At 62.9% G+C, this 24,994-nt stretch carries 24 protein-coding genes; 4 read left to right on the top strand and 20 right to left on the bottom strand.

The window, feature by feature from the left end; all coding sequences use genetic code 11:
* Complete coding sequence (locus VQ071_RS11420) at positions 1 to 1,557, bottom strand: efflux RND transporter periplasmic adaptor subunit (protein ID WP_340514129.1); 1,557 nt, start codon at positions 1,555 to 1,557, stop codon at positions 1 to 3.
* Between the two features lie 85 nt (positions 1,558 to 1,642).
* Between VQ071_RS11420 and VQ071_RS11415 the strand changes: the two genes are divergently transcribed.
* Positions 1,643 to 1,798 carry a hypothetical protein gene (locus tag VQ071_RS11415; protein WP_340514128.1) on the top strand — a complete coding sequence of 52 codons (156 nt, stop codon included), beginning with the start codon at positions 1,643 to 1,645 and terminating at the stop codon, positions 1,796 to 1,798.
* Here VQ071_RS11415 and VQ071_RS11410 read toward each other — a convergent pair.
* The 6 genes from VQ071_RS11410 to VQ071_RS11385 form a co-directional block, all read right to left on the bottom strand.
* Positions 1,795 to 2,307 carry an adenine phosphoribosyltransferase gene (locus tag VQ071_RS11410; RefSeq protein ID WP_340514127.1) on the bottom strand — a complete coding sequence of 171 codons (513 nt, stop codon included), beginning with the start codon at positions 2,305 to 2,307 and terminating at the stop codon, positions 1,795 to 1,797. The two genes, VQ071_RS11415 and VQ071_RS11410, sit on opposite strands and share 4 nt — an antisense overlap.
* A gap of 39 nt (positions 2,308 to 2,346) precedes the next feature.
* Positions 2,347 to 4,800: a single-stranded-DNA-specific exonuclease RecJ gene (recJ, locus tag VQ071_RS11405; RefSeq protein ID WP_340514126.1), complete on the bottom strand. Its 2,454-nt coding sequence runs from the start codon at positions 4,798 to 4,800 to the stop codon at positions 2,347 to 2,349.
* A gap of 68 nt (positions 4,801 to 4,868) precedes the next feature.
* Positions 4,869 to 5,798 (bottom strand): cation diffusion facilitator family transporter, encoded by a 930-nt coding sequence (locus tag VQ071_RS11400; RefSeq protein ID WP_340514125.1) that lies wholly within the window; start codon positions 5,796 to 5,798, stop codon positions 4,869 to 4,871.
* 33 nt (positions 5,799 to 5,831) lie between these two features.
* A complete protein-coding gene (gene secF / locus VQ071_RS11395) occupies positions 5,832 to 6,740 on the bottom strand; it encodes a protein translocase subunit SecF (protein ID WP_340514124.1) in 909 nt (302 codons plus the stop codon).
* Positions 6,730 to 7,980, bottom strand: coding sequence for a protein translocase subunit SecD (gene secD / locus VQ071_RS11390; RefSeq protein ID WP_340514123.1), 1,251 nt, complete (start codon positions 7,978 to 7,980; stop codon positions 6,730 to 6,732). The genes secF and secD overlap by 11 nt, the downstream gene beginning before the upstream one ends.
* 160 nt (positions 7,981 to 8,140) lie before the next feature.
* Positions 8,141 to 8,410, bottom strand: coding sequence for a post-transcriptional regulator (locus VQ071_RS11385; RefSeq protein ID WP_340514122.1), 270 nt, complete (start codon positions 8,408 to 8,410; stop codon positions 8,141 to 8,143).
* A gap of 203 nt (positions 8,411 to 8,613) precedes the next feature.
* Here VQ071_RS11385 and spoVB point away from each other — a divergent pair, with 203 nt between their 5' ends.
* Positions 8,614 to 10,215, top strand: coding sequence for a stage V sporulation protein B (gene spoVB / locus VQ071_RS11380; protein WP_340514121.1), 1,602 nt, complete (start codon positions 8,614 to 8,616; stop codon positions 10,213 to 10,215).
* Here the strand turns inward: spoVB and VQ071_RS11375 are convergent.
* Complete coding sequence (locus tag VQ071_RS11375; protein ID WP_340514120.1) at positions 10,212 to 10,907, bottom strand: DUF421 domain-containing protein; 696 nt, start codon at positions 10,905 to 10,907, stop codon at positions 10,212 to 10,214. The genes spoVB and VQ071_RS11375 overlap by 4 nt on opposite strands.
* A 161-nt stretch (positions 10,908 to 11,068) precedes the next feature.
* Between VQ071_RS11375 and VQ071_RS11370 the strand changes: the two genes are divergently transcribed.
* Positions 11,069 to 11,470 carry a TIGR04086 family membrane protein gene (locus tag VQ071_RS11370; protein ID WP_340514119.1) on the top strand — a complete coding sequence of 134 codons (402 nt, stop codon included), beginning with the start codon at positions 11,069 to 11,071 and terminating at the stop codon, positions 11,468 to 11,470.
* 95 nt (positions 11,471 to 11,565) lie between these two features.
* Positions 11,566 to 12,438: a phosphatase PAP2 family protein gene (locus VQ071_RS11365; RefSeq protein WP_340514118.1), complete on the top strand. Its 873-nt coding sequence runs from the start codon at positions 11,566 to 11,568 to the stop codon at positions 12,436 to 12,438.
* A gap of 91 nt (positions 12,439 to 12,529) precedes the next feature.
* Here the strand turns inward: VQ071_RS11365 and yajC are convergent, their stop codons facing one another.
* The 12 genes from yajC to VQ071_RS11305 all read right to left on the bottom strand — a co-directional run bounded on the left by yajC (position 12,530) and on the right by VQ071_RS11305 (position 24,637).
* Positions 12,530 to 12,841: a preprotein translocase subunit YajC gene (gene yajC, locus VQ071_RS11360; protein ID WP_340514117.1), complete on the bottom strand. Its 312-nt coding sequence runs from the start codon at positions 12,839 to 12,841 to the stop codon at positions 12,530 to 12,532.
* Positions 12,842 to 12,872: 31 nt separating this feature from the next.
* Positions 12,873 to 14,012, bottom strand: a complete 1,140-nt coding sequence (gene tgt, locus VQ071_RS11355; RefSeq protein ID WP_340514359.1) for a tRNA guanosine(34) transglycosylase Tgt — start codon at positions 14,010 to 14,012, stop codon at positions 12,873 to 12,875.
* A gap of 18 nt (positions 14,013 to 14,030) precedes the next feature.
* Positions 14,031 to 15,080 carry a tRNA preQ1(34) S-adenosylmethionine ribosyltransferase-isomerase QueA gene (queA, locus tag VQ071_RS11350; RefSeq protein ID WP_340514116.1) on the bottom strand — a complete coding sequence of 350 codons (1,050 nt, stop codon included), beginning with the start codon at positions 15,078 to 15,080 and terminating at the stop codon, positions 14,031 to 14,033.
* A complete protein-coding gene (locus VQ071_RS11345; RefSeq protein ID WP_340514115.1) occupies positions 15,077 to 17,185 on the bottom strand; it encodes a SpoIID/LytB domain-containing protein in 2,109 nt (702 codons plus the stop codon). The genes queA and VQ071_RS11345 overlap by 4 nt, the downstream gene beginning before the upstream one ends.
* Positions 17,186 to 17,206: 21 nt before the next feature.
* Complete coding sequence (locus tag VQ071_RS11340; protein WP_340514114.1) at positions 17,207 to 17,647, bottom strand: thiol-disulfide oxidoreductase DCC family protein; 441 nt, start codon at positions 17,645 to 17,647, stop codon at positions 17,207 to 17,209.
* The gene (gene ruvB, locus VQ071_RS11335) at positions 17,644 to 18,648 is read right to left on the bottom strand and encodes a Holliday junction branch migration DNA helicase RuvB (protein WP_340514113.1); all 1,005 of its coding nucleotides are present in this window, start codon (positions 18,646 to 18,648) and stop codon (positions 17,644 to 17,646) included. The genes VQ071_RS11340 and ruvB overlap by 4 nt, the downstream gene beginning before the upstream one ends.
* A gap of 24 nt (positions 18,649 to 18,672) precedes the next feature.
* Positions 18,673 to 19,290 carry a Holliday junction branch migration protein RuvA gene (gene ruvA, locus VQ071_RS11330; protein ID WP_340514112.1) on the bottom strand — a complete coding sequence of 206 codons (618 nt, stop codon included), beginning with the start codon at positions 19,288 to 19,290 and terminating at the stop codon, positions 18,673 to 18,675.
* Positions 19,287 to 19,790: a crossover junction endodeoxyribonuclease RuvC gene (ruvC, locus tag VQ071_RS11325; RefSeq protein WP_340514111.1), complete on the bottom strand. Its 504-nt coding sequence runs from the start codon at positions 19,788 to 19,790 to the stop codon at positions 19,287 to 19,289. Before ruvC ends, ruvA begins: the two co-directional genes overlap by 4 nt.
* Positions 19,791 to 20,564: 774 nt before the next feature.
* Entirely contained in the window at positions 20,565 to 21,227 is a 663-nt protein-coding gene (locus VQ071_RS11320; protein WP_340514110.1) for a BofC C-terminal domain-containing protein, read from the bottom strand.
* A gap of 95 nt (positions 21,228 to 21,322) precedes the next feature.
* Positions 21,323 to 23,377: a LysM peptidoglycan-binding domain-containing protein gene (locus VQ071_RS11315; protein ID WP_340514109.1), complete on the bottom strand. Its 2,055-nt coding sequence runs from the start codon at positions 23,375 to 23,377 to the stop codon at positions 21,323 to 21,325.
* 186 nt (positions 23,378 to 23,563) lie between these two features.
* On the bottom strand, positions 23,564 to 23,752 hold the full coding sequence (locus VQ071_RS11310) for an Arc family DNA-binding protein (RefSeq protein ID WP_340514108.1): 189 nt from the start codon (positions 23,750 to 23,752) through the stop codon (positions 23,564 to 23,566).
* A 12-nt stretch (positions 23,753 to 23,764) separates the two neighbouring features.
* Positions 23,765 to 24,637, bottom strand: coding sequence for an SPFH domain-containing protein (locus VQ071_RS11305; RefSeq protein ID WP_340514107.1), 873 nt, complete (start codon positions 24,635 to 24,637; stop codon positions 23,765 to 23,767).
* Positions 24,638 to 24,994: the final 357 nt, after the last annotated feature.

Below are 24,994 nucleotides of genomic sequence, written 5' to 3'. Positions count from 1 at the left end.
TCATCGACCTCCCGCCGCGCCCGTGCGGGCGCTCGTACCGCCGTTGCCGCCGGTGCGGGTGCCGCCGCCAAAGCTGCCGCCTCCCATGCCGCCTGCCGGGAACGAGCCGCCTCCCATCTGGAAGCCGCCTCCCATGCCGCCGATGCCGAAGCCCATCTGCTGCTGGTTGCCGGAGCCGCTCGACACGGTCACGGGAATCAGGACGGTCTGGCCCTCGGTCAGGCCAGTCAGCACCTCGACCTGGGAATCGGTCGTAATGCCGACGGTAATCTCCTTGAGCGTAAATTCGGTGCTCGCAGCTGCCGCGGCGGCTTGACCTTGACCCTGACCGCCCCTCGTGAAGCCGCCCTGTCTCGCCTGGCCGCCGGTGCCCGTGCCCTGGCGATAGCCGCCAAAGCCGCCCTGCCCCGCTCCTGCCTGGCCGCCTTCGGGCACGCTTCCCGACCGCACGCCCTCAGGCATCTCCCCCGGCTGGGCGCCTTCAGGCACGCTCCCCCGCGCTGCTCCGTCGCCCGATGGAGCGCTGTTGCCGGCCGCCGAACCGGCGCCGGCCGTTGCCCCGCTGCCGCTCTGAGCTCCCGCCGCCGGCTGCCGGCTGCCGGATTGGTCGCCCGACGTGCCGGTCGCCGGCACGCGCACGAAATACTTCGTCCCCATCTGCGTGACCGCCTCGACCGGCACGAGGAGCGCATCCTGCTTCGACTCGATGACGACGTCTACGCTGCCGTTCATGCCAGGCAGCACGCCGTCCGTCTTGTCGAGCCGCACCGTGACCGGGAACGTCGCGACGCCGTTCGAAGAACTGCCTTCCTTGGCAATCTTCGTGACCTTGCCCGTGAACGCCTGGCCGCTCAGCGCGTCCATCGTAATATTCGCCGTCTGCCCGACCTTCAGCTGCGAGATGTCGAGCTCGTCGGCCGAGATTTGAATATCGAGCTTGTCGTAGTTGACGATCGTGAACGCCTCGATCTGCCCCGTCACCGAATCGCCGTCCTTGACGTTAACCGCCGTCACCGTGCCGTCGATCGAGGCGACGAGCGGATCCGGCGCCTTCGCCTTGTCCCGCGTATCCTGCATATCGAGCTGGGTCTGCTTGACGTTAAGCTGGATCGACTTGATGCTCATCGCCGCCGAATCGATATCGGACTGATCCGCACCCGACACCTGCAGCGATTTCCACTTGTCCTGCGCCTGCTCCAGCTGCATCTGCAACTGCTCCAGGCTCAGCTCGGATTTGCTCAGCGCCAGGCTCACATCCTCGCCTTCGAAGGTCGCGAGCACGGTCCCTTTTTTCACTTCGTCGCCTTCGGCCACCTTGACCTTGTCCACCGTCGCGTTGCCTGACGGCTTGATCGTCTCCGATTCGCTTACTTCGACGGCGCCGCTGCCTGCGACGCTCTTGGTGATCGTGCCCTTGGTCACGCGGGACTGCGAGAACGACGGCCCGCTCGTCGCCGCCTTCGTATCCTTGGACGTGTACCACCAATAGCCCCCGCCGCCGGCCGCAATCAGGCAGACGATCACGATCCAGGCGATCCACCTTGTACGCTTCCTCATTCAATACGACCTCCTATGTACGATAAGAGGAGACTAGCAGACTTGCGTGAATAAAAGATGAACAGCGGATTAACGCAACCTGAAAATGCTTAACTATGCCGTCGCGAACGGACTTGGACGGACGCTGGCGGGCCTCTGCCGGATCGGGGCGACCGGGCAAATAAAAAAGCCGGACGCTCCTGCAATCGGAACGCCCGGCCTCGCCGGCCGCAGCCGCGAATCGTCGCTGCTGCTCGATTAATACTGTACGAGCGACTCGATGCGCGAGCCGCCCAGCTTTTCCCTGCCGTCGAGATAACTCAGCTCGATCAGGAAGGCCGCGCCCGCGATCTCGCCGCCGAGCTGCTCGATCAGCCTGACCGTCGTTGCAATCGTGCCGCCCGTCGCGAGCAGATCGTCCGCGATCAGCACCTTTTGACCCGGCTTGATCGCATCCTTGTGCACGGCCAGGGTGTCCTTGCCGTACTCGAGATCATAGCCGGCCTCCACCGTCTCGCCGGGCAGCTTGCCCGACTTGCGGATCGGCACGAAGCCTACGCCGAGCGCCAGCGCCAGCGGCGCACCGATGACGAAGCCGCGCGCTTCGGGACCGGCTACGACGTCGATCTCCCAATCCTGCACGCGCGCCTTGAGCTCATCGATCGCCGCGCGGTACACTTCGCCGTTGTTCAACAGTGTCGTAATATCCTTGAAACGGATCCCGGGCATCGGAAAATCGGGGATCACGCGGATATATGGTTTAAAGTCCATCTTATATTCGCTCCTTTAAAACGAGTTCGCCAGCTTGCATTATACACTTGATCGGAGCAGCTTGCCATCGGTACCTTGAACGAGGCCGCGCAGCCAGTCGCGCAGCTCGGAAGGGGACATCGCGGCCAGCGCCTCGGCTTCGGCGCGCAGCAGCGCCTTGCGGTAACGGGGCGACTCCTCGAGCTGGCGCTTGGGCGGCTTGGATACGATCTCGACCGCCGCGCGGCTTCGCCGGACGAAGCCAAGCTCCTCGAACACGTCCAGCATCATGACGACGTCCGCAAGCGTCCGACCCGCCCGCTCCGCCACTTGGCGGAGGAAGCCGTCCGGCGCCTCGATCCAGCTTCCCTGGCGGCGCAGCAGGCCGTACACCTCGGCGAACTGCTCCCTCGTCGGCATGCGCGCGGCAGCGCCGCGGCTCCCGGCTTGCGGCGCGCGGCCGCCGGGACCGGCGGTTCTGGGCTGGGCGGCCGACAGGAGGTGGATCTCCTCGACGGCATATCCCGCCGACAGCAGCCCGCGCAAGCCTGCCAGCGCATCTCCCGCCTCCGGCAGATCGATCAGGGCGATGCGGAGCGCAGCCGCGCCGGCTGCGGCAGCGATGCCTGCGGCATCCGCGTACGATGCCGTGCGCAGCCGCACATCGTCGCCGCAGGCATCCCGCAACGCGGCCAGCGCCGACTCGCCGGCGGCGATCGCCAGCAGCGGCGCGTCCTGCTCGTCCGCGGCCAGCGTGCGCAGCGCGCGCTGCCAGTCGCGCTCATGGCGCAGATCGTGTACGGGCAGGGCAGCCGCCTGCCAGTCCTGCATCATGAGCTGCACGCGCTTGCTGCCGTTCCATTCGTTCACGGACAGCTCGCCGAGCGCGTGGACGGTACCGCAGCCCTGGATGGCCGCGCAGTCCCCGCCTTTGCCGAAGCATACCGCCTCGAGCTTGCGGCCGCCCTGGCCCAGCACCGTGCGCAGATGGCGGCTCTCCTTGCCCATTGCCTTCGCGTCCAGCACCTCCGCATCCCGCAGGACGAAGCGCGGCGCCGGATTGCCGCTGCCGCACGGCTCGAGCGCCCTCAGCTGCTCGGCCGCCTCGAGCGTCAGCTCGGACACCCGGCAGACGAGATCCGCCTTCTTGCGCGGGACCCAGTCGTCCGGCGACAGCCACGCCTCGGCGAGCGCGGACAGCCTTGTGCGAAGCGAGGCGACCCGCTCCGTGCGCATCGTCATGCCGGCCGCCGCCTTGTGGCCGCCGTAGTGCTCCAGCTCGTCCGCGCATTCCGTCAGCGCGGCGTGCAGGTCGAAGCCGTCGATCGAGCGCGCCGACCCTTTGCACAAGCCGGTCGCGGCATCCGCCGCCAACACGACGGTCGGCTTGTAGTAGCGCTCGACCAGCTTCGAGGCGACGAGCCCCGCGATGCCGGCGTTCCAGCCTTCGCCCGCAATGACGATGACGGCCGGCCCACGGCCCCCGTGCTCGGCCACGACGGCCTGCCACGCTGCTTCGGCCTCCACAAGCGTGTCCTCCACCAGCTGCTGCCGCTCCTGGTTCAGCATATCGAGCTCGGCGGCGAGCATCTCCGCCTCGTCCGAGCTGTCCGCGATCAGCAGGCGAAGCGCGATGTCCGCCTCGGCGAGCCGGCCTCCCGCGTTGAGCCGCGGCGCGAGCCCGAAGGCGATCCGTCCGCTCGTGAGGCGCCCGGGCTCCGCGCCGCTGACGGCGGCGAGCGCCTTGACGCCATGACACGGACGGGCGTTCATCTCCGCGAGCCCGAGCTTCACGATCGCGCGGTTCTCGCCGGTCAGCGGCATCAGATCCGCGACGACGCCGATCGCGGCTACGTCCGCCAGCGACAGGTCGGGCTCGCCGAGCAGCGCGTGCGCGAGCTTGAACGCGACAGCGGAGCCGGTCAGCTCCTTGAAGGGATAAGGACAGCCCGGCTGCTTCGGATTGACGATGGCGACCGCCTGGTCCGGCAGGACCGCGGGCGGCTCGTGGTGATCCGTCACGACGACGTCGATGCCGAGCGTCGACGCATATGCGATCTGCTCGACGGCGCTGATGCCGTTGTCCACCGTGACGATCAGCCTGATGCCTGCGGCGGCCGCGGCGTCGATGGCAGGCAGATTGAGCCCGTATCCTTCCCGGCTCCGGTGCGGGATGTATGTATCGAAGCTCGCGCCGAGCCGCGTGAACAGCCGATGGAGCAGCGCCGTCGATGTGACGCCGTCCGCATCGTAATCCCCGTATACGCGGATGCGCTCGCCCGCCCCGATCGCCTGCCGGATGCGGGCGACCGCCGCCTCCATGCCGAGCAGCAGATACGGATCGTGCAGCGCCTGAACACCGGGCTCGAGGAAGCCCTTCGCCTCCTCGGCGGTCCGATATCCGCGCGACACAAGCAGCCTGCTTACGAGCGGCGTCAGGCCGAGCTCCCCGGCCAGGGACGCGGCCGCCGTCTCGTCGGCTTCCGCCATGATCCAGCGATACTTAGATTTCAATTGCGAACGGCTCCTTTCTGCCTTACAGCACTGTGGACCCCGCCTTGGGCGGCGGAGTCCACAGCGTCTTATTGGATTAAAGTAGGCATTTCCTCTTCTTGATGATTCGATTTGTAAGGATAGCCCGGATCGTAGGGTTCAACCTGTACGCTCGCATCCGACACATGCAAAAAACGCTTGGTCAACTGTCTGCGGACACGCTGCGCGATGTCGTGGCCCTCGAGCACCGAGATGCGCGGATTGACACGAATAAGGACGTTGACGATCACATAGTGGCCGTGCTCCTTGGCTCTCAGCTCGTCGACGGCGACGACGCCGTCGACCCGTTGCACGACCTCGAGCAGCGTCTGGGCGTCCACCTCGTCCATCGGACGGCGCTCGACAGCGCCGATAGCGGAAGCCGCCTGCCGGTAGCCCATACGGAGCACGAATACCCCAATGACAAGACCCGCTGCCGGGTCGAGCACGTACAGGACGGGCAGATCGAGCAGCTGTCCGGCCATCGCGCCGGTTGTGCCGACCAATGCCGTCAGCGAAGCGAAGACGTCTGAGCGATCGCTTCTGGCCGCATCCGGCCGCAGCCCCATACGCACCTCGTAGCTGCGGCGGTACAGGATCAGCGCTTCGCGCGCGACCATGCCGGCCGCAATGACGATCACGGCGCTCCAGCCCGGCGCACGGTCCGCGCCCCAGGCGATCGCGCGGAGCGAGGAGATCGCCATCTCGAGCCCGGCCAGCAGCAGCAATGCCGCGAAGACGACGGCGGCGATCGCCTCCCGCTGCCGCTCGGCCGCTCCCAGGGGCTTGATCGCCCTGCGATGCCGCTGATAGGCGCCTACGGCGGCGGCGAAGTCGGCGGCCGAATGGCAAGCGTCCGCCATCAGCGCCTTGCTGCCTGTGAACCAACCCGCGAGACCCTTGCAGACCGACAGTACGAGCAACCCGAGCAGGGAGACCTTGATGCCATGCAGCGTTTTGCCGGTCCTTTTATGAGTCATCTTATCGTTACACCTCTAATCCCTTGACTGTCGTCAAGGCGCCGGCTGCGCCTTGACGGGCTTGGCTGGCTTGGCCCTGCGCTTCATCCAGAACCACAGCGGGCTGGCGATGAAGATGGAAGAATAGGCGCCGCTGATCAGACCGAAGATCATGGCCAGCGAGAACATCCGGATCGATTCGCTGCCGAAGATGAACAGGCAGACGGCTGCGAAAGCGACGGTGAGTACTGTGTTGATCGACCTTGTCAGCGTCTGCGAAATGCTGTCATTGACGACCTTGGCGAGGTCCTCTTCGGTCTTCACCTTGGCGAAGCGCATGTTCTCCCGGATCCGGTCGAAGATGACGACGGTGTCGTTGATCGAATAGCCGATGATGGTGAGCACGGCCACGATAAACGGCAGGTTGACCTCCAGATGGAAAATCGAGAACAGCGTGATGACGATGAAGGCATCGTACAGCAGCGCGATGACCGACGAGATCGCATACCGCCATTCGAAGCGGATGGCGATATAGATGATGATGCCGAGCGAGGCGATCAGAATGCCGCGCAGCGCGTTCGTCTCCTGCTCCTTGGCGATCTCTACGTCGACGATGTTTTTCTCGAAGGAAGCCTTGTCGTCGAACTGCGCTTTAAATTCGGACTCGAGTTTGTTTTGCTGCGTCTCGTCCAGCGCGGCCTTGAAGCGGATCGAGAGCCGCTCCGCCGCCGTTGTCAGATGGTACTCGCCCATCTCTTCCTTTTCGAGAAACGCCTTGACTTCGTCGCCGTTAACCGGCTTGGTGATGGCAATATCCACCGATGTCCCGGACTGGAAATCGATGCCGTAGTTAAGCCCCCGAATGGAGAGCGACAGGATGCCGATCAGCACGATCACGAGCGAAGCGATAAAGAAAGGCTTGCTCCATTTGATCCAATCGATGTCGTGGAACTTATAGCGCACGGATTTCACTCTCCTTTACGCCATAGTAGCCGACCTTGTTGAATTTGCCGCTCTTCACGAGCAGATGCATGAGATAGCGCGGCAGGAAGATGTTGGTTGCGATGTTGCAGATGATCGACGCGAGCAGCACGACCGCGAAGCCCTTGACGGAGCCCTGGCCGATGAAGTACAGCACGGCGCCGGCGATGATGTTGGTGATGTGCGCGTCGATGATCGTGCGGAAGCTGTTCTTGTTGCCGGAGCGCAGCGAAGACGCGATGCTCTTGCCTGTGCGGATCTCGTCCTTGATCCGCTCGGCGGTGATAATATTCGAGTCGACCGCGATGCCGATCCCGAGCACGAACGCCGCGATGCCTGGCAGGGTCAGCGTCGCGCCCATCAGCCAGAAGACGGCGAGGAGCAGCCAGATGAATACGAGCAGGCAGAAGCCTGCGATAACGCCGGGCAGGCGGTAGAATACGACCATGAAAATAAAGATGACGACCGATGCGATGATGCCGGCCAGCAGCGTCTCGTCCAGCGACTTCTGGCCGAGCGTCGCGCCCACGCTCTGGGTGTACTTCTCCGTCAGCTTCAGCGGCAGCGCGCCGAGGTTGATCGTGTCGGCCAGCGCCTTGGCGTCTGCAGGCGTAGGCTGGCCCGATATCGTGGCCGAGCCGTCCGTGAATACGCCTTGGACTTCGGGATCCGACAGCAGATCGTCGTCAAGGTAGATTGCCAGGTTTTTGTGCAGCAAGCGTGTCGAGATGTCCTCGAACTTCTTTTTGTCCTTGACCTCGATCGCGACCAGCGGCCGTCTCAGCTGGTCGTATACGACCTTGGCCGCGCCTTCCTTGAACTCGTTGCCTTGCAGCTCGACCTTGCAATAGTCGGTCGTCGAAGCGCAGCCTTCCGAGCTGCGGAACGTCAGCACAGCCGGCTTTTGCAGCATTTTGCGGACCTCGGTCTCGTCGGCGACGCCGGCGATTTTGACGCGAATGCGGTTTTTGCCTTCCGGCGTAACCTCGGATTCGCCGACGCCGCGCGAGTCGATACGCTTCTTAATGCTCTCTGCTGTCTTGTTCAGCGAGTCCTTCGTTACCGTGCCGACCCCGTCCAGCGGTGATGCTTCGTACAAAATCTCAAAGCCGCCTTGCAAATCGAGCCCAAGCTTCGTCTTGTCCAGCAAATACGGGCTGGTAGCCCCGATCACGCCGAACGAGACGAGAACCACGAGCACGAAAGCGAGCATCCGGTTCATATGGTGTTGCCGACCCCTTTCAATTCTCAATGTTCCTATTATACCTACGCGCTCAAAGTGAAGTCAATTTGTCGAAACGCCCAACGGCATGCAAAAAAAGGCTCCTCGACAGGAGCCGAACGCGTGCGGATGCCCGGCGGAAACGTCCGCCCTTCCAAAACTAGCGGCGCTTCTCGCCGCGATAGATGCTAAGCGTTATATAATTCATAAAATTCGTCACCTTCAGCGACAGAATATCATTGACGATCGCATGCAGCGCAGGCGTTCCCGACTTGTGATACTTGTCGCTGACGCACTCCCAGATCTCGGGTCCCGTCGCCTGATCGTACCCGATCATCCGGAATTCCGCGGCCTTGCTCTCGCATAGCTCCCTGATCGTACGGTTCAGCTCTTCGTCGTCGCCTGCAGGCATCGTTTCAGAATCGGCCAACTGCAGTCCCCCTCTCGTCATTTGCCCAAGCTGTGCTTCCGGCGCCATTCGTCAGCCTTTCCGTCATGCATACCATAACACAATTCGTCGCCGCGCCGCGAATTCCTGCCTCGCTCCCCGCGCCGCGCGCTTGCCTGGCATGTTTGCGGACAGCCCCCGCATATGCTGGATAGATAGGACGAACCGATATAGCAAAGGACGGGATGAGCTTGTCGCCGCGCAAACAAACCTTTATTCAAGGAGCTATGATCCTGCTAGCAGCAGGGCTCGTCAATCGTCTGCTCGGCTTCGTGCCCCGCATCGCGCTGCCGCGGCTGATCGGCGCCGAGGGCGTAGGGCTCGTACAGCTCGTATTCCCGTTCTTTATCGTCGTCTTGACGATTATTACCGGCGGGCTGCCGCTGGCCGTCGCCAAGCTGGTCGCCGCCGCCGATTCGCGCGGCGCGGCCGACGAGGCGGTGCGAATCCGGCGGACCGCGATGGCGATCGCGCTGACGGCCAGCCTGACGGTCGGCGGGCTGTGCCTCGTTTTGTCCGATTGGATCTCCTCGACGCTGATGACCGATCCCCGCGTTCACACCGCATTCCTTGCCATCATTCCCGTCATCCCGCTCGTGGCCGTCTCCGCCGTATGGCGCGGCTACTTCCAGGGCAAGCAGGACATGCTGCCGACCGCCGTGTCCCAGACGGTCGAGACGGTCGTCCGCATCGCGCTGTCCCTGACGCTTGCTTACCTGCTGCTGCCCTGGGGGCTCGAGGCGGCCGCAGCCGGCGCCATGATCGGCACGGGCGCAGGCGAACTGGCGGGCCTCGTCGCCCTCTGGCTGCATCTGCGGGGCGAGGGCAAGCCGGACGGGCATACGAATCCGGCGGAACGAACGACCAACAGAACGAATGCGGAGCGCTCACCCTCGTTCGTTCAGCGGCAGCCGGGACACGGCAGAGCGCTGCTCAAGATCGCGCTTCCCGTCACGGGCAGCCGCATGATCGGCTCGCTGTCGTATCTGTTCGAGTCGATACTGACGACGCGCGCGCTGATCGCCGCAGGCCTCGCCGCTGCGGCGGCTACCGCCCAGTACGGCATCCTGCAAGGCATGGTCATCCCTTTATTGCTGCTGCCGGGGACGCTGACCTTCTCGCTCGCCACATCGCTCGTGCCGTCGCTCTCCGAAGCGGCGGCCAGAGGCGACCGGGCCGCCATCCAGAAGCGGCTGCATCAATCGATGCGGCTCGCGCTCGTTACCGGCGCGCCGTTTATTATACTGATGGCACTGTTCGCACAGCCGATCTGCGAGCTCATCTATGACGATCCCGATGCGGGCGCCATGCTCGGCCTGCTGGCGCCGGCCGCCGTGTTCCTGTATATGCAAGCGCCGCTTCAGGCCGCCCTTCAGGCGCTGGACCGGCCGGGCACGGCGCTGTTCAATACGTTCGTGGGGGCGCTCGTCAAGCTGATCCTCATCCTGCAGCTCGCTTCGAAGCCGGAGCTCGGCATTCGCGGCGCAGTGATCGCGATCGGCGCCAACATGGCGCTCGTCACGCTGCTTCACTGGATCAGCGTCGTCCGCTTGACCGGGTTCCGCGTGCTGCCGTCCGACTTTATCAAGATCGGCGCCGCGATGACCGTCATGGGCGCCGTCGCGCTGTGGATCTGGAATGCCGGCCGCCTGCCGGGAGCGGCGCTCGATCTGATTGCCGCGGGAACCGCATCCATCGTCGTTTATTTGCTGCTGCTCGTCGCCATGCGGCTCGTCGATCGCGACGATGCGGCCAGAATTCCGATAATCGGCCGGTTGTTCCGCTAAGTCTGGGGATGTCTTCGGTTGATATAGAGCCGGCCCTTGTGATCCAGGCTGCAGAACGCGACATGCTTGAAGTCCTTGACGCCCTCACGCCGCAGCTCCTGGCGCAGCCAGAATCGGTTCTTCCCGAGCTTGTCCAGGTTGTCGTCCTGGACGTGTCCGTCCATGATGAGCGGCAGGGGAAGCAGGCCGTAGCGGATGCGCGGCGGCGGCGGCGGGGACGGCTGTTCAGGTTCAGTTGTTTTTTTGTTGGCGAGGATGACCGATAACTTGCCGGACGATTCGAGCACCGCGAGCTCGACGTCGCCGACATGGTCGATTCTGTTCTCGCGCAGCTGCATCATCAGATCGTCCAGGCTGTAGCGCTGCTTTTTCATTTCCTTCCAATTCAAGTTGCCCTGGCTGATGATGACGCTGGGCTTCCCTTCGAACCACAGCCGCAGCTTGCGGTTTTTAAGCGTAATATTGGACACGGCGAGCTGCATCGCGACCAGCACGGCCATCGGCGCCACCGCATGCAGGATCGGGCGGTTCGGCGCTTCAATTGCGATGACGGCGATCTCCGCGATCATAATGGAGATGACAAGGTCGAAGACAGACAGCTTGCCGATCTCGCGCTTGCCCATCATCCGCAGGATGAGGAATACGAATAAATACATGAGCAGCGTTCTCAGCGTGACCGCCGTCAGTTCCATGCGCTCGTCCTCCCTTGCCTTTACCCGGCGTCCTGTAGTGTCACCGCGGGCCGGGCGGGGGATACGGATTCGGCGTTCGGAAATTAACGGTATTCGGTACTAGCGGGATGTACGAGCCCATAGAATAAACTAAATAGGATGAATAGAAGGAGTGCATCGATATGAATCCCGTTCGCGTATCCGGCATCCGCATCGCATCCCCGCTCGTCGCGGGCCTGGTATGGTCGTTTATCTGGCTGGGAATCGGCACGCTCGTACTGTCGGTCTTGCTCTACAGCTCCTCCATGCCCGAGTCGAAGCTGCTCTCCTGGGTGTTCGGCGTCCATGGCGCCGCCAGTCTGGCCGGCGGATTCACGTCCGCCAAGCGCTCCGGCAAGCGCGGCTGGTACATCGGCGCATTTACCGGTCTGCTCTATGCCGCTGCCGTCGCGTTGATCGGCTTCCTGTCGCAAGATATCGGCTTCGATGCCCGGCTTGGCCTGCTCGGACTGGTTGCGGCGCTGGCCGGCGCGTTCGGCGGCATGTTCGGCGTGAACGCCGGCGGCGGGTCTGTGCGCCGATGATTCTAAAATAAAACCGCCGCGCTCCGTTGAAAAGCGGCCGATCGTGATATACTGATATTCTGTTACAATGATTCTCGATTGGGAGCGGAGCGTCAGTGATTGTATTCAACAGTATGAAAACGATATCCGTGCTTACGGCCGTGACGGTCGCGCTGCTCATATGGTACGGGACGGGACGCCAGCCCTTTTCCGCTGCCGCCGCCTTCGTGCGCAAGCTCGCGGTGTCGCCGTTGCACCTGGTTACTTTAGCCGCTCTGCTGCTCATATTGGCGTTCAACAAGCTCGAGCTGAGTCTCGAAGCCGCGCTGCCGGTCACACACGACCTGACCCATGCGCTGACCGGGTGGGAGGGCAGCTGGCAGAGCCAGCTTCAGCACCTTCTCGAATCCCCTTGGCTCACGCTGGTATGCGCGTTTTTCTATCTTGTCGTTTTTCAAGCTTTCGTAGTCGCGTCTTTGTTCGTGTACGTCTCCTCGGGCAACTACAGACTTTATTTTGCGCTGTGCGTCGCCATGCTGCTGAATTACCTGGTCGCTTTGCCGTTTTATGTTTTCGTACCCGTGCATGAAGCATGGTCGGTCTCCTCACAGATCCGCTTCCTCATGCTCGACGTTTATCCGAACTTCGAGACGCAGTACCGGCAGCTGTCAGGCCTCGACAATTGCTTTCCGAGCTTGCACACGTCCATCTCTGCGACGATGGCGCTGCTCGCGATCCACTCGGGCAATCGGCGCTGGGCCATATTCGGGACAGCTAACGCTGTGATTATTTTTTTCTCGATCTTCTATCTCGGCATTCACTGGGCCACAGATATGTTCGCGGGACTGGCGCTGGCATGCTTCGCGGTTGCCGTCGGCCTGGGCTTCGGAACCTGGGCTTCGGAACGCTCCGACAAGCGGCTCGACAGGCAGCGCAGTCTGTCAGCCAAGATCAAGAAGCTGGGGCCGTCGAGTACGACGGAGTCGTGATTCAGGCTTTTCTATCCGCAGCGTACAAAAAAGACAAGCCCCCTCAGCCGTTCGGCTTTGGCGGGCTTGTCTTTATTAATAAACGGAAATGCTATTCGCTCTTCGCCTCGCTGGTGCGGGCAGTGACGTTGTTGACCGCAGAACGGTCGAACGTGAGCTTCGTCACGTCGTTGACACGGAGCACGATCGTATCGTCCGTGATCTCGGCGACCGTACCGTGCAGTCCGCCGATCGTCGTGACCTTGTCGCCCTTGGAGAGCGCGCGCAGCATCGCGTTGCGGTTCTTCGATTTTTTCTGCTGCGGACGGATCAGCAGGAAGTAAAAGACGACGAACATAAGCAGAAACGGTACAAGCGTCATGAACAGATTGCCTCCGCCGGTGCTATTGCCAGCTAACCACATGGAATATACCTCCCTTCGTTGCGTTTATCGTCTAGAAACCGCTCTCGTTGGTCGCCATGCCGTACGATTCGAAAAATGCGTCGCGGAAGTCCCCGAGACGGTCGTCGCGAATCGCTTGTCTGACTTGGCTCATGAGATTAACCAGGAAATGCAGATTGTGGATCGTCGTCAGCCGCAGTCCGAACATCTCGTCCGCGCGGATCAGGTGCCTGACGTACGCCCGGGAATAATTCTTGCAGGCATAGCAATCGCATGCCGGATCGAGCGGACCGAAGTCCTCCGCGTACTTGGCGTTCTTGACGACGACGCGGCCTTCGCTCGTCATCAGTGTGCCGTTGCGGGCGATCCGGGTCGGCAGCACGCAGTCGAACATGTCCACGCCGCGGATGCTGCCCTCGACGAGCGCGTCGGGCGAGCCGACGCCCATCAGATAGCGGGGCTTGCCCGCAGGCAGCAGCGGTACGGTGTGATCCAGCACCTCGTACATAATCTCCTTGGATTCGCCTACGCTGAGACCTCCAATAGCATAGCCCGGAAAATCCAGGGAAGTCAAATCCGCCGCGCTCTGGGCCCGCAGATCCTTGTGCATGCCGCCCTGCACGATGGCGAACAGCCCCTGGTCATGCGGCCTTGCATGCGCCTTGAGGCAGCGCTCGGCCCACCGGCTCGTACGCTCCGTCGATTGCTTGACGTATGCGTACTCGGCGGGATACGGCGGACACTCGTCGAACGCCATCATAATATCCGGCCCGAGCGCGTTCTGGACGGCCGTCGCGACCTCGGGAGAGAGGAACAGCTTGTCCCCGTTCAGATGCGAGCGGAAGGTGACGCCCTCCTCGGTGATCTTGCGCATCTGCGCGAGCGAGAACACCTGGAAGCCGCCGCTGTCCGTCAAGATCGGGCGGTCCCAGTTCATCATCTTGTGCAGACCGCCCGCAGCGCGGACCAGCTCGTGGCCCGGCCTGACGAACAGGTGATACGTATTGCTCAGGATGATCTGGGCGCCCAGCGACTTGAGCTCCTCGGGGCTGATGCCCTTGACGGTCGCCTGCGTCCCGACCGGCATGAAGGTCGGCGTATCGATGACGCCGTGCGGCGTGTGGACGCGTCCGAGCCTGGCGCCCGTCTGGGCGCAGGTCTTGATCAGTTCATAGGTAATGGCGGGCATAATATCTCGATCGGTCCCTTCTTAGGTGATGAACATGGCGTCTCCGAAGCTGAAAAAACGGTATTCGGCCGAGACGGCTTCGCGGTAGGCGGACAGTACGGCCTCCCGGCCGGCCAACGCGCTGACGAGCATGACGAGCGTCGACTTCGGCAGATGGAAGTTCGTCAGCAGCGCCGATACGAGCCTGAATGCATAGCCGGGGTAGATGAAGATGCCCGTCCATCCGCTGCACGGTTCGATCGAAGCGTCGCCGAAGCGTTGGCCAAGCGTCTCAAGCGTCCGCGCGGACGTCGTGCCGACCGCAACAATCCGCGTCCCTTCCCGTCTGGCTCTGTTGAGCAGCTCTGCATTTTCCGCATCGACGGCGTACCATTCCTCATGCATCTTGTGCTCAAGCACATCGTCGACGGCTACCGGCCGGAACGTGCCGAGACCGACATGCAGCGTCACACGGCATATGCGGATGCCGCGCGCCTCAAGCTTTTCGAGAAAATCGCCGGTAAAATGAAGACCCGCCGTCGGAGCCGCCGCAGAACCCTCGTTGCGTGCGTACACCGTCTGATAGCGATCCCGGTCTTCCAATCTCTCCTTGATGTACGGGGGCAGGGGCATCTCCCCGAGCCGATCGAGAATTTCGTTAAATATGCCGTCATACCGAAAACGAATCGTACGCGCACCCATTTCGCCTTCTTCTTCTACGACGGCGGCGAGCAACGGTTTCAAACCTTCTCCGGATTCGCCAAAGTGGATCTCCGCGCCTTTGTGCAGTTTTTTGCCGGGACGCACCAGCGCCTCCCACCGGTCATCGCCAAGCGGCTTGAGCAGCAGTACCTCCGCCTTGGCGCCCGTGTCCGCCTTGCGCCCGAACAATCTGGCCGGGATCACCTTTGTATCGTTGAGGACAAGCGTATCCCCCGGCACCAGATATTCCGCCAGATCCTTGAAGGAACGATGCTCGACGCGGCCGTCGTCCCTGTGCAGCACGAGCAGCCGCGAAGCCGTCCTGTCGGTCAGCGGCGTCTGCGCGATCAGCGCCTCGGGCAGTTCAAAATCGTAATCGCCGACATTCATGAAGCGCCATCCTTCTCGAACTTAATATCCTTGTAATAGTATTGCAGGATGCTCTTGTAGTCATACCCTTGCTCGGCCAGGCCTCTGGCTCCCCACTGGGACATGCCGAGGCCGTGACCGAATCCGGTTCCTTGAATGATGAACTGCGGGGATGCAGTCATCGCGCGGACCTGGCCCGCGCCGTTCATGACGATCATCGCGCCCCCGGCCGAGTCGGCCGAACGCACCGCGCCGTCACCCCCGAGCACCTGGAGCGCACCCGTGCCGTCCGGCACTTCGCGGCTCGCTCCGTCCGCCCCGACAATCGTCGCGCGCGCCGTCTCTTCGATCGTGAACAGGGTGCTCTTGACGCCGCCGAGCGCGCTGCGCCAGCTGTCGCCGTAGAGCTGGACGGTCGTGCCGTTCGCCTTGAGCCGGATCACTCTCCCCGATGCTCCCGTCTCCGACACCTCCAGCGTGCGGAGCGGGCCCTGGATCTTGTTCTTGTCGGACAGCTTCGCATTGATCGTCGCGAGCAGCTTGTCCGGAGCGAACGGTCCCTCGACCCAGCTGTTGTTCGTATACTCCGGCGTCTTGCCGAGCGACAGCACGAGCGTGCCGGAGTTGACGGACGCGACCGGCTGGACGTCGGTCTGCACCCGCGGGCTCGGACGAACCTGGACATTGTCCCCGGTCACCGTCAGCATGGCGAGCCCGGCTTCGTTTTTCTGCCCGCGGTCAGCCAGCAGATCGCTGCGGATATAGCCGACCGTTCCGGAGTCCAGCGCGACCCTGTACCAATCGAGCTTGCCCGCCTGAATGCCGTCGTCCGGGCTTTTCACTGCCGATGCATAGTAGGGAATGATATTCCCCGCATATTCGAGCGGATCGGCCGTGACGCCTCCGGCGCTCGCGCCGAACATGGCGGTGATGATCTTGCCGCCGTAGGTCATGACTTCGCCTGCGGTCGCCTGCACGCCGGCCGTGGAATTCGCATTCTCCGAGGAGAGCCCGTTGTAGGCCTGGCTGTATGTATTGTCGACGACGTCGGCGATCTGATAGGCCACCCCGCCCGCCAGCGCATAGGAACGGGCCGCTACGGCCTGCGCCTTCTGCGCTTCGAGCGGCCAGCTCGCGCCGACTTCCGCGCCGACGACGGAGTAGAGATACGGCTCGAGCCCGACCACGTTTACGAGCGCCAGATTGTTGTTCAGCACGCTGATCTGCATGCTGCCGCGATATTTGTTTTTGCTGCGCTCGACGACCTGAATGCCGCTCTCGCCCTGCAAATCCGCCTGCAGGGTAACGTTGCCCGAGGCGGACAGCGCATAGAGCGGCGCGGAGGATGCGGCGGACAACGTATAGGTCACATCGTCCCGGACGACGACGTACGGCGTATCTGCTGCCGGTACTTGTACGCTGAAGCCTGCAGCGGCGGCGGCCGCCTGGAGCTTGGCCTGCTCCGCCGCGCTGGCGGCCTGACCGACGCGCACCGCGTACGCGGTGCCGCCCGGCGAAGGCTTCGCGGCGACGAAGGCGTCGAAGCCCGCGTTGCCGAACTGGACCGCCGCGGCAGCAGCCTCGGCGAGGCTGGCATAGGGTCCCGCCTCGACAGCGAGCGGACCGGCGACGAAGGGCTGGGTCAGGGTAATCTGACCTCCCGCCGCGCCAGCAAATTTGGACAAGGCCGCCTGCGCCGCAGCCGCCGTGTTGTATACGCCCTCGGACACTTGATACACGATTTTTCCCTTTTTGCTCAGCTTGGTGACGAAGCCGGCCTTGGAGGAGGCCTGGACCTTCTTGAGCGTCGTCAGCGCCGCCTGATAATCCTCCGTCTCAAACAGCATGGCTCTGTAGCTGTCTACCGCAAAGCGGACCACGCCTCCCGGCGCCGGATAGTCGATGCCGCCCTGGCCGCCGGTCCACGCCACGCCGAGCCTGCCGGCGGCTACGAGCGTCACGACAGGTGTCGTGGATTGATACTTGGACCCGAGATCCAGAAACAAGGCGACGCGTATCGTATCGGGCACCTGAGCGGCATTCGTCGTCGATCCGCCCGCCCCCGCCCATCCGAGCAGGACGACGGCGGCCGCAGCAAGCGCGGTCCGTCGATTCATAAAAGTCATGGAGTTCCTCCGTATGTGAGATTAGGAATGCGGTCCGATCCTGCACGTTCCGTCCTTGCATCCGTCGGTTTTTCCGAACAGCCGATAGCGGTACTTGGCGATCAGCCTGTATCCGGTCCGGCTGACTCCCCGCAAGCCCGGCAGGCTGCCGAGCCGTCCGAGCCAAGCGAGACGCGGCATATCCATGAGCAGCAGCAGCACCGCCTCTGAGCCGCCCGCTACCGTGCCCGAGGATTCGTCCTTCACCAGCATCTGCGACAGGTGATCGTCGGCGCCCGCTTGCGGCGAACGTGAGCCCACGCTTCCGACGCTGCCCGGTGGCACGGATTGAAGCGTCACGAACCGCAGCTCCGAGCGCGTATGCAGCCGCTTCAAACGATCCACGGCCGCCAGGCACAGGTTGCACTCGCCGTCGTAGTAGACCGTCAGGACGCGCCTGCCGCCGGCAGATCCGGCGCTCACGGCTGCTCCGGCATGGGCAGCCCCAGATGACTGTACGCGGCCGACGTCGCGACGCGGCCGCGCGGCGTGCGCTGCAGGAAGCCGATCTGCAGCAGGTACGGCTCGTACACGTCCTCGATCGTCTGGCTCTCCTCGCCGATCGACGCCGCGATCGTGTCCACGCCGACGGGACCGCCGCGATAGCGGGAGATCATCGCCTGAAGCAGCTTGTGGTCGATGGCGTCCAGGCCCATCGGATCGACCTGCAGGCGCTCGAGCGACTCGTGCGCCAGCTGCTCGGTGATGATGCCGTCGCCGCGCACCTGCGCGTAGTCGCGCACCCGCTTGAGCAGCCGGTTCGCGATACGCGGCGTTCCCCGCGCCCTGCGCGCGATCTCCCGGGACGCCTCGCCGATAATATCGACGCCGAGCAGATCGCTCGTGCGCGATACGATGAAGGCGAGTTCGTCCTCGGTGTAGAACTCAAGGCGGCTGACGACCCCGAAGCGGTCGCGCAGCGGCGCCGACAGGAGGCCCGCGCGCGTCGTCGCCCCGATCAGCGTGAACTTCGGCAGGTCCAGCCGCACCGACCTGGCGCTCGGCCCCTTGCCGATGACGAAGTCCAGCGCGAAGTCCTCCATCGCCGGGTACAGCACCTCTTCGACGGTCCGGTGCAGCCGGTGGATCTCATCGATGAACAGCACGTCGTTTTCCTGAAGATTCGTCAAAATGGCGGCCAGGTCGCCCGGGCGCTCGATCGCGGGCCCGCTGGTCGTACGGATGCTGACGCCGAGCTCGTTGGCGATAATGTTCGAGAGCGTCGTCTTGCCCAGACCCGGCGGGCCGTACAGCAGCACGTGGTCCAGCGCCTCCTGCCTGAGCTTGGCGGCCTCGATGTAGATCTTCAAGTTGTCCTTCACTTGCGACTGACCGATATATTCGTTCAAATAACGCGGACGCAGGCTCAGCTCCGCCTGCCGGTCCTCCATCATCAAATGAGCGGTCACGATGCGGTCCTCCACCTGTGCGTCCCCCTCTCCCGCTCTTTATCCCGCGAACAGCTGCTGCAGCGCCAGCTTCATCAGCACATCCGGCGAATCGTCCGGCTTGATCTTGTCCCGCAGCGCCGTCCAGGCCTTGTCCAGCTCGGCGTCCCGATAGCCGAGTCCGGCCAGCGCTTCGCGCGCGGCCGCCCACGAGGCATGGCCGTCGTCGGGCAGCGAGAGCCGCTCGGCAACCGTCAGGCCGAGTCCCCCCGCCTCGAAAGTCGCTCCCAGCTTGTCCTTCAAGTCGAGCACCATGCGCTGGGCTGTCTTCTTCCCGATGCCGGGCAGCTTGGTGAGGAACGTCAGATTTTCCTGCTGGATGGCCGCGACGACCGACTCTGGCCGTCCCCCTGCCAGCACACCCAGCGCTACGCGCGGACCGATGCCGGACACCTCCAGCAGCTTGCGGAAAAGACTCTGCTCCTCGCGCGTCGTGAAGCCGAACAGCTGGATCGCGTCCTCGCGGACATGGTGATGGATGAACAGCTGCACCTGTTCTTCGCTCCTCGCCAGGCCGTACGGATTCGGCGTAAACACCCGATAGCCAACGTCGCGCACGTCGAGCACGACATATTCCAATTCGATATGGGCTACATAGCCCTTCAGATAATCGATCACCTGCGCGTCGCTCCGTTCATCAGTTGACTCATGCCGCTCGCATGCGCGTGACAGATCGCCACCGCCAGCGCATCCGCCACGTCGTCCGGCTTGGGGACGCTGGCAAGCCCGAGCAGACGCTTCACCATCTCCTGCACCTGCTTCTTCTCCGCGCCGCCGTAGCCGACGACCGCCTGCTTGACCTGCATCGGCGTGTATTCGCCGATCGGGATGCCGCGCTGCGCCGCAGCGAGCATGAGGACGCCGCGAGCCTGCCCGACGCTGAAGGCGTTCGTTACGTTTTTGTTGAAAAAAAGCTTCTCCACGGCGACCGTCTCCGGTCGATACTCGTCCAGCAGCTTGCACGACGATTCGTAAATCTGTTGGAGTCGGACCTCCTGGGCCGTCTCCGGCGTCGTCTGGATGCTCCCGTACTGCACCGGCACAAGCCGGTGGCCGATCTTGTCTATAAATCCGAATCCCATGATGGCGATGCCGGGGTCGATTCCCAGAACCCGCATGTGGGCTCCCCCGCTTCCTGTGTCCTTCTGACAGATGACTTGATTATACCAAATGAAGAAGGAGATGAGAACAGAAAGCCGAACAGGAAACAGCGCATTTGCCGAAACGTCGGCGGGGCGGCGCAGACCCGGGCGTCGAAGCGCGATCCGCGCCGAGTGAGAGGGAAAGATTGTGAGAGTGAAGTTGAGGGACGCGCGGGGTGTACCGATGGCGTGCTTGCCGGTTGAAAATCGGAGTGTGAGGAGGGGTGAACGCAATGTTGTCAGGTTAGCTGCAAATATACAGTTAATCTCCGTGGTGGCGGCATTTATCGGAGCGATAGCTGCGAATATACAGTTAATCTCGCGAAAATCGACCGTCATCCGGCTCAGACTCGAAAATAACTGTATAAATGCAGTTATCGCCGCCAGATGTCCTGGCGCAGGAGAAAATAACTGCGGTTTGGCAGTTATCTCCCCTTTTAAGGATGTGTTGCATGAATGGTTTGGGGAAGAACTTCAACGTAGCCGCATCCCTGTCGTCCAGGATCGCTCGTTCATACTCAACAAACAGACCAAGCACAATACATTCATGAAGACCACGCGCCGGGGAGCGACAGGATCCTTAACCTGACAGCATTGGGGGTGAACGGGCTGAAGCCCGATGTGCACAACGGTGCTCGTATCGGGGAGGTCTGGCAGGCCGGGACGATGGTGCACCGCTTTGGTGCACCATTGCGGCAGCGGGCGGGGCTGGTGCGCGCACGGCGGCGATGGCGCATCGTTTTGGTGCAATCAGGGTTGTTGGATGTCTCCGTCCAACTTGCTCGCATATGCGCTGAGTCGACTGACGACCTGGTGATAGTCGTTATCGTCGCCGAGCGGCAGACCCTCGTACAGCTGTTGGAGTTCTTGAGGAGACACACCGCTCTCCAACGCCTTGATGTCCATATGGAAAAAGGTCCGAATGACCTTGTCCTTGCGGACCGGTCCGTCGAACAAGGACAGATAGCCGAGCTTGTCCACTCCGATTCGGGCGGATGCTCTGCAGGCGGCGGACAGCTCGTCCACAGACTCGAACATGACGAGCCTGCCCGCATCTTTGAGCGTCGCACTCCAGTCCCGGTGCGCCTTCAGCAGCGCCATCGCTTCTTCCGAAGACAAGGTGCCGAGCTTGCGCGTCTCTTCGCCGCATACGTATGTTCGCTGCAGCACGACCTCGATCTCGCCGTCATAGGCCGCGAGCGCCGCAATCGCTCTCCCCCGCTGCGAATGCGGGTCTTCGAACGAGACGAGCGTAGTCCGCTCGTCCGCCCAAGCCGCCGCCGCATCAGCCGGGACGTCCGCTTGCTCGAGGTACGGCTTCGACACGGCCAGCGCGACTGCCGCCGTGAGCACGGCGGCAGTCCATACCCCCAAGGACAATACATGGCGCTTCTGGCGCTTTAATCGCTTCATCCATTGACGCATTCGATTCCCGAGCACCGAGATCCCTTCTTTTCGGCTTTTTAAGCCTAGTGTGATCCGGCACTCTCGGGCTTATGCATCAGCTTCTACCATTTCATCCAGGGCAGGCTTTTCCTGTGCTTGGGAGCCGAGATCGAGGCTACGCGTACCTGGCGTCCCGTTCCCGATGAAGCGCGCTTGGCAGCAGATGCACCGCCTTTGGAGCCGCTGTGGGACTTGGATGCTTGAGCGACACCGACGCGAGGCTTGGAACGACCGACGACCGCATTCTCGGACTCGGACTCTGCTTCAGCCTCATCGTCCGCGAACTGCGCTTCATCTGCGGCGCCCGCTCCCGCATAGATCAGATCGCGGTTGTAGATGTCCGGGCCTGCGCCGTTCGACAGCGGATACTGGACGTAGCCGAAGCCGTCGCGGTAAGGCTGCGAATAGGCGCCCTCATAGGGCTGCGCGCTGGTGCCCATCACAACCGGCGCGGCATATCCGTAATTGTAGCCGCCGGCAGTCGCAGGCGCGACGGACGCAGGGGAAACGGGTCCCGCCGCATAGGAGGATGCCGGCGATTCGGCCGCTGCTTGAACCGGCATGACCATGTTCGGATAACCGTATGCGGCCGCCTGCGCGGGCGATACAGGGGTACCTGCGCACGGGTGACAGTTCGAGGGCGCCCAACCGAGCGGCGCTGCGGGCAGGCCGCCGATCCCGCCGAGATTGCCGGGGATGCCGCCTTCGAGTCCTCCGAGATTACCCGGAATACCGCCTTGCAAGCCGCCAAGCTGACCTGCGTAGCCCGGAATGCCTCCCTGCAAACCGCCGAGGTTGCCGGGAATGCCGCCCTCAAGCCCTCCAAGGTTGCCCGGAATACCGCCTTGAAGACCGCCTAGCTGCCCCGTATAGCCCGGAATGCCTCCCTGCAAACCGCCGAGGTTGCCGGGAATGCCGCCTTGCAGGCCGCCCAGGTTGCCGGGAAGTCCGCCCTCGAGTCCTCCGAGGTGACCCGGAATACCGCCCTCAAGTCCGCCGAGCTGACCGGGGTAGGCAGGTATTCCGCCTACGAGCGGGCCGATGCCGTCAACGCACGGACCGCCTGCATAGGGCTGGATGTTCGCAGGCGACACCGCCGGATGATAGCCGTAACCGGTGCTTGCGGCATTGACCATACCGTAGCCTTGGGGACCGACTGCGGCCGGGCCAAGCGCTGGTGCAGAGTATCCGCTGCCTTGCGGGTTCAAGGATGCCGGGCTGAGCGCTGCTCCGGCATACCCGCTGCCTTGCGGACTCATGGACGCCGGACTGACAGACGAGCCCGCGTATCCATAGCCGTGAGAGACAGGTCCTGCGCTTGCACCCTGTACTTCACCATATCCGTATCCGTGACCGCCATCGTGAGCCGAGGCAGGCGATACCGCTTGTTGCCCATAGCCGTATGCCGGCTGCGCCGTCGCCTCTATGGCTGGCTGAGGAATTTGCAGGAACAGATCCGAGGTTTTCTCGTAGGTCGTCATGTACATCGGATACGCTTGGGACTCTTGTACCGGCTGTACGGACGGCGCATAGGATACGGGTGCCGGTGCCGGTGCCGGTGCAGGTGCAGGCGCTTCGATCAGCACGATCTCTGGCGGCGCTTCGACGACCGGAGCGACCGGCGCCGTGTTCGGCTTGGCCTCGGCAGCCGGCAGGACAGCCGTACTCGGCTTCTCTTCCGCGGCCGGCATGACGGCCGTGTTCGGCTTCCCGCCAGCTGCCGGCATCGCGGCAGTATCCGGCTTGCCTCCGTGATGATGGTGCATGCCGGACCCGGCCTCTGCGCCTTCGGCCGGCAGCTTCGGAATGTGAATGACTTGGCCCGTCAGCAGCGCGCTCGGATTGACGATCTGCGGATTGGCCGCGATCAAGTCGGCGAGTGGCACTTGATAGGCTTTGGACAGCTTCCACATCGTATCGCCCTGCTGCACCGTGTGCTCCTGGGCGATCTCGTACGTCTTCTGACCCGGCTTCGGAATGCGGATCTTGGCGCCCACCGCGATCTCGTCCGGGTTCGCAATGTCGGTGTTGGCGGCGATCAACTCATCAAGCGACACGCCGTATTTCTTGGCCAAGTTGTACAGCGTATCTCCACTCTTGGCAATATGGATCTTCACTCGGTTCCCTCCCGATGGCTGGACTCTCGCGTGCAGGCTGCCGCCCCGCGCAATCCTTACATCCTATGCAGGAGCTGGGCGTTTGACATCCCTTCGGCAAAAAAACATAGGCGAACCGGAATCGCCCTTCTCCGGTTCGCCTATGTCTCTATGTGCCTTGCGGACGCTCCGTGCGGCGCGCCCGCTTTATCCGTCCTCGGACTCGGGCGCCGCCGGTCCCTTCTTGAGTCTGCCCGCCTTGCGCAGCGCTTCCCGCAGCAAATATTCCATATGCGCATTGACGCTGCGGAACTCGTCCGCCGCCCACTTCTCGATCGCCTCGTACAGCTCTGAATCGAGGCGCAGCGGATACGCCTTCTTCGGTTTGGATGACATCCCGGGCCATCCTCAGCCGTACAGCGTGCCCGTGTTGATGACGGGCGTCGCCGCCCGGTCGGACACGACCGCTACCATCAGATTGTTGATCATCGCCGCGCGCCGCTCGGCATCGAGCTCTATGCCGTTCTCCACGAGCTGCCGCAGCGCGGCGTCCACCATGAAGACGGCGCCTTCGACGATCTTGGCTCTGGCTGCGATGATCGCGATCGCCTGCTGCCGCTGCAGCATGGCGCTGGCGATCTCCGGCGCATAAGCCAGATGGGTCAGCCGCGTCTCGAGCACCTCGATGCCGGCGACATGCAGCCTGTTCTGCAGCTCTGCCGACAGTTCCGAGGCGACCTCGTCCGAGTTGCCCCGCAGCGATTGGCTGGGCTCGTCGGTAAACGTGTCATAAGCGTACTTGGCCGCCGTATGCCGAATCGACGTCTCGCTCGTCAGCTCCACGAACCGCTCGTAATCGTCCACGTCGAACACCGCCTTCGCCGTATCCGACACGCGGAATACGACGACAGCCCCGATCTCGATCGGATTGCCCTCCGCGTCGTTTACTTTCAGCGTGTTGCTCGTGAAGTTGCGGACTTTGAGCGATACCCGTCTCTTGACGGTAAAAGGCAGCACCATCCACAGACCGCTGCGCGAAACCGTGCCGATGTAGCTTCCGAAAAAGGTGATTACCTTCGCCTGGTTCGGTTGAACAATCGTCAGAGAGCTCAAGATCACCATCGCCAGCAGCAGCAGCGCCACGCCGAGTCCGATCATGCCGCCGTCCGGGTCCGGACGGTCGCCTCCGTTAATCATGAGGGCGATTCCCCCGGCCGCCGAGGCCAGGCAGATCAAGAGCGCCAAAAATCCGTTCATATGCCAGGCTCTTTTTTCAGTCACAGGGAATACCCCTCTCGCAATATTATTTATATATTATTATGATATCACATTTGTAATCATCTGTAAATCCAGGCACATGCAGTCCTATCCCGTGTATGCCGGCCGTCCCTTTCCACTTGTCGACATGCTCCCATCGTCCAGCCGCCCCCATCGCACTCCCACCCATGTCATTAGACGAAACCATGGCGCGAAGAGCAACGGGTCTTCCCGCTTCTCCGCCGACTTCGCTGCTGCGTACGCCTGTCCGTCTCCCTCTTCACGGCATGCCAAGCGGCCGGCCGCGTTCGCCCGCGGCCGGCCGGTCATGCGCAGGCGGTTCGAACGCTCAGCGCTTGTTATTTGTGTCGGCGTTGTTGT

Origin of the sequence: Cohnella sp. 56 (genome assembly GCF_037963805.1) — a bacterium.
Classification (GTDB): domain Bacteria; phylum Bacillota; class Bacilli; order Paenibacillales; family Paenibacillaceae; genus Cohnella.
The sequence above is the reverse complement of the archived record's forward strand: the minus strand, read 5'-3'. Positions and strand labels throughout refer to the sequence as shown.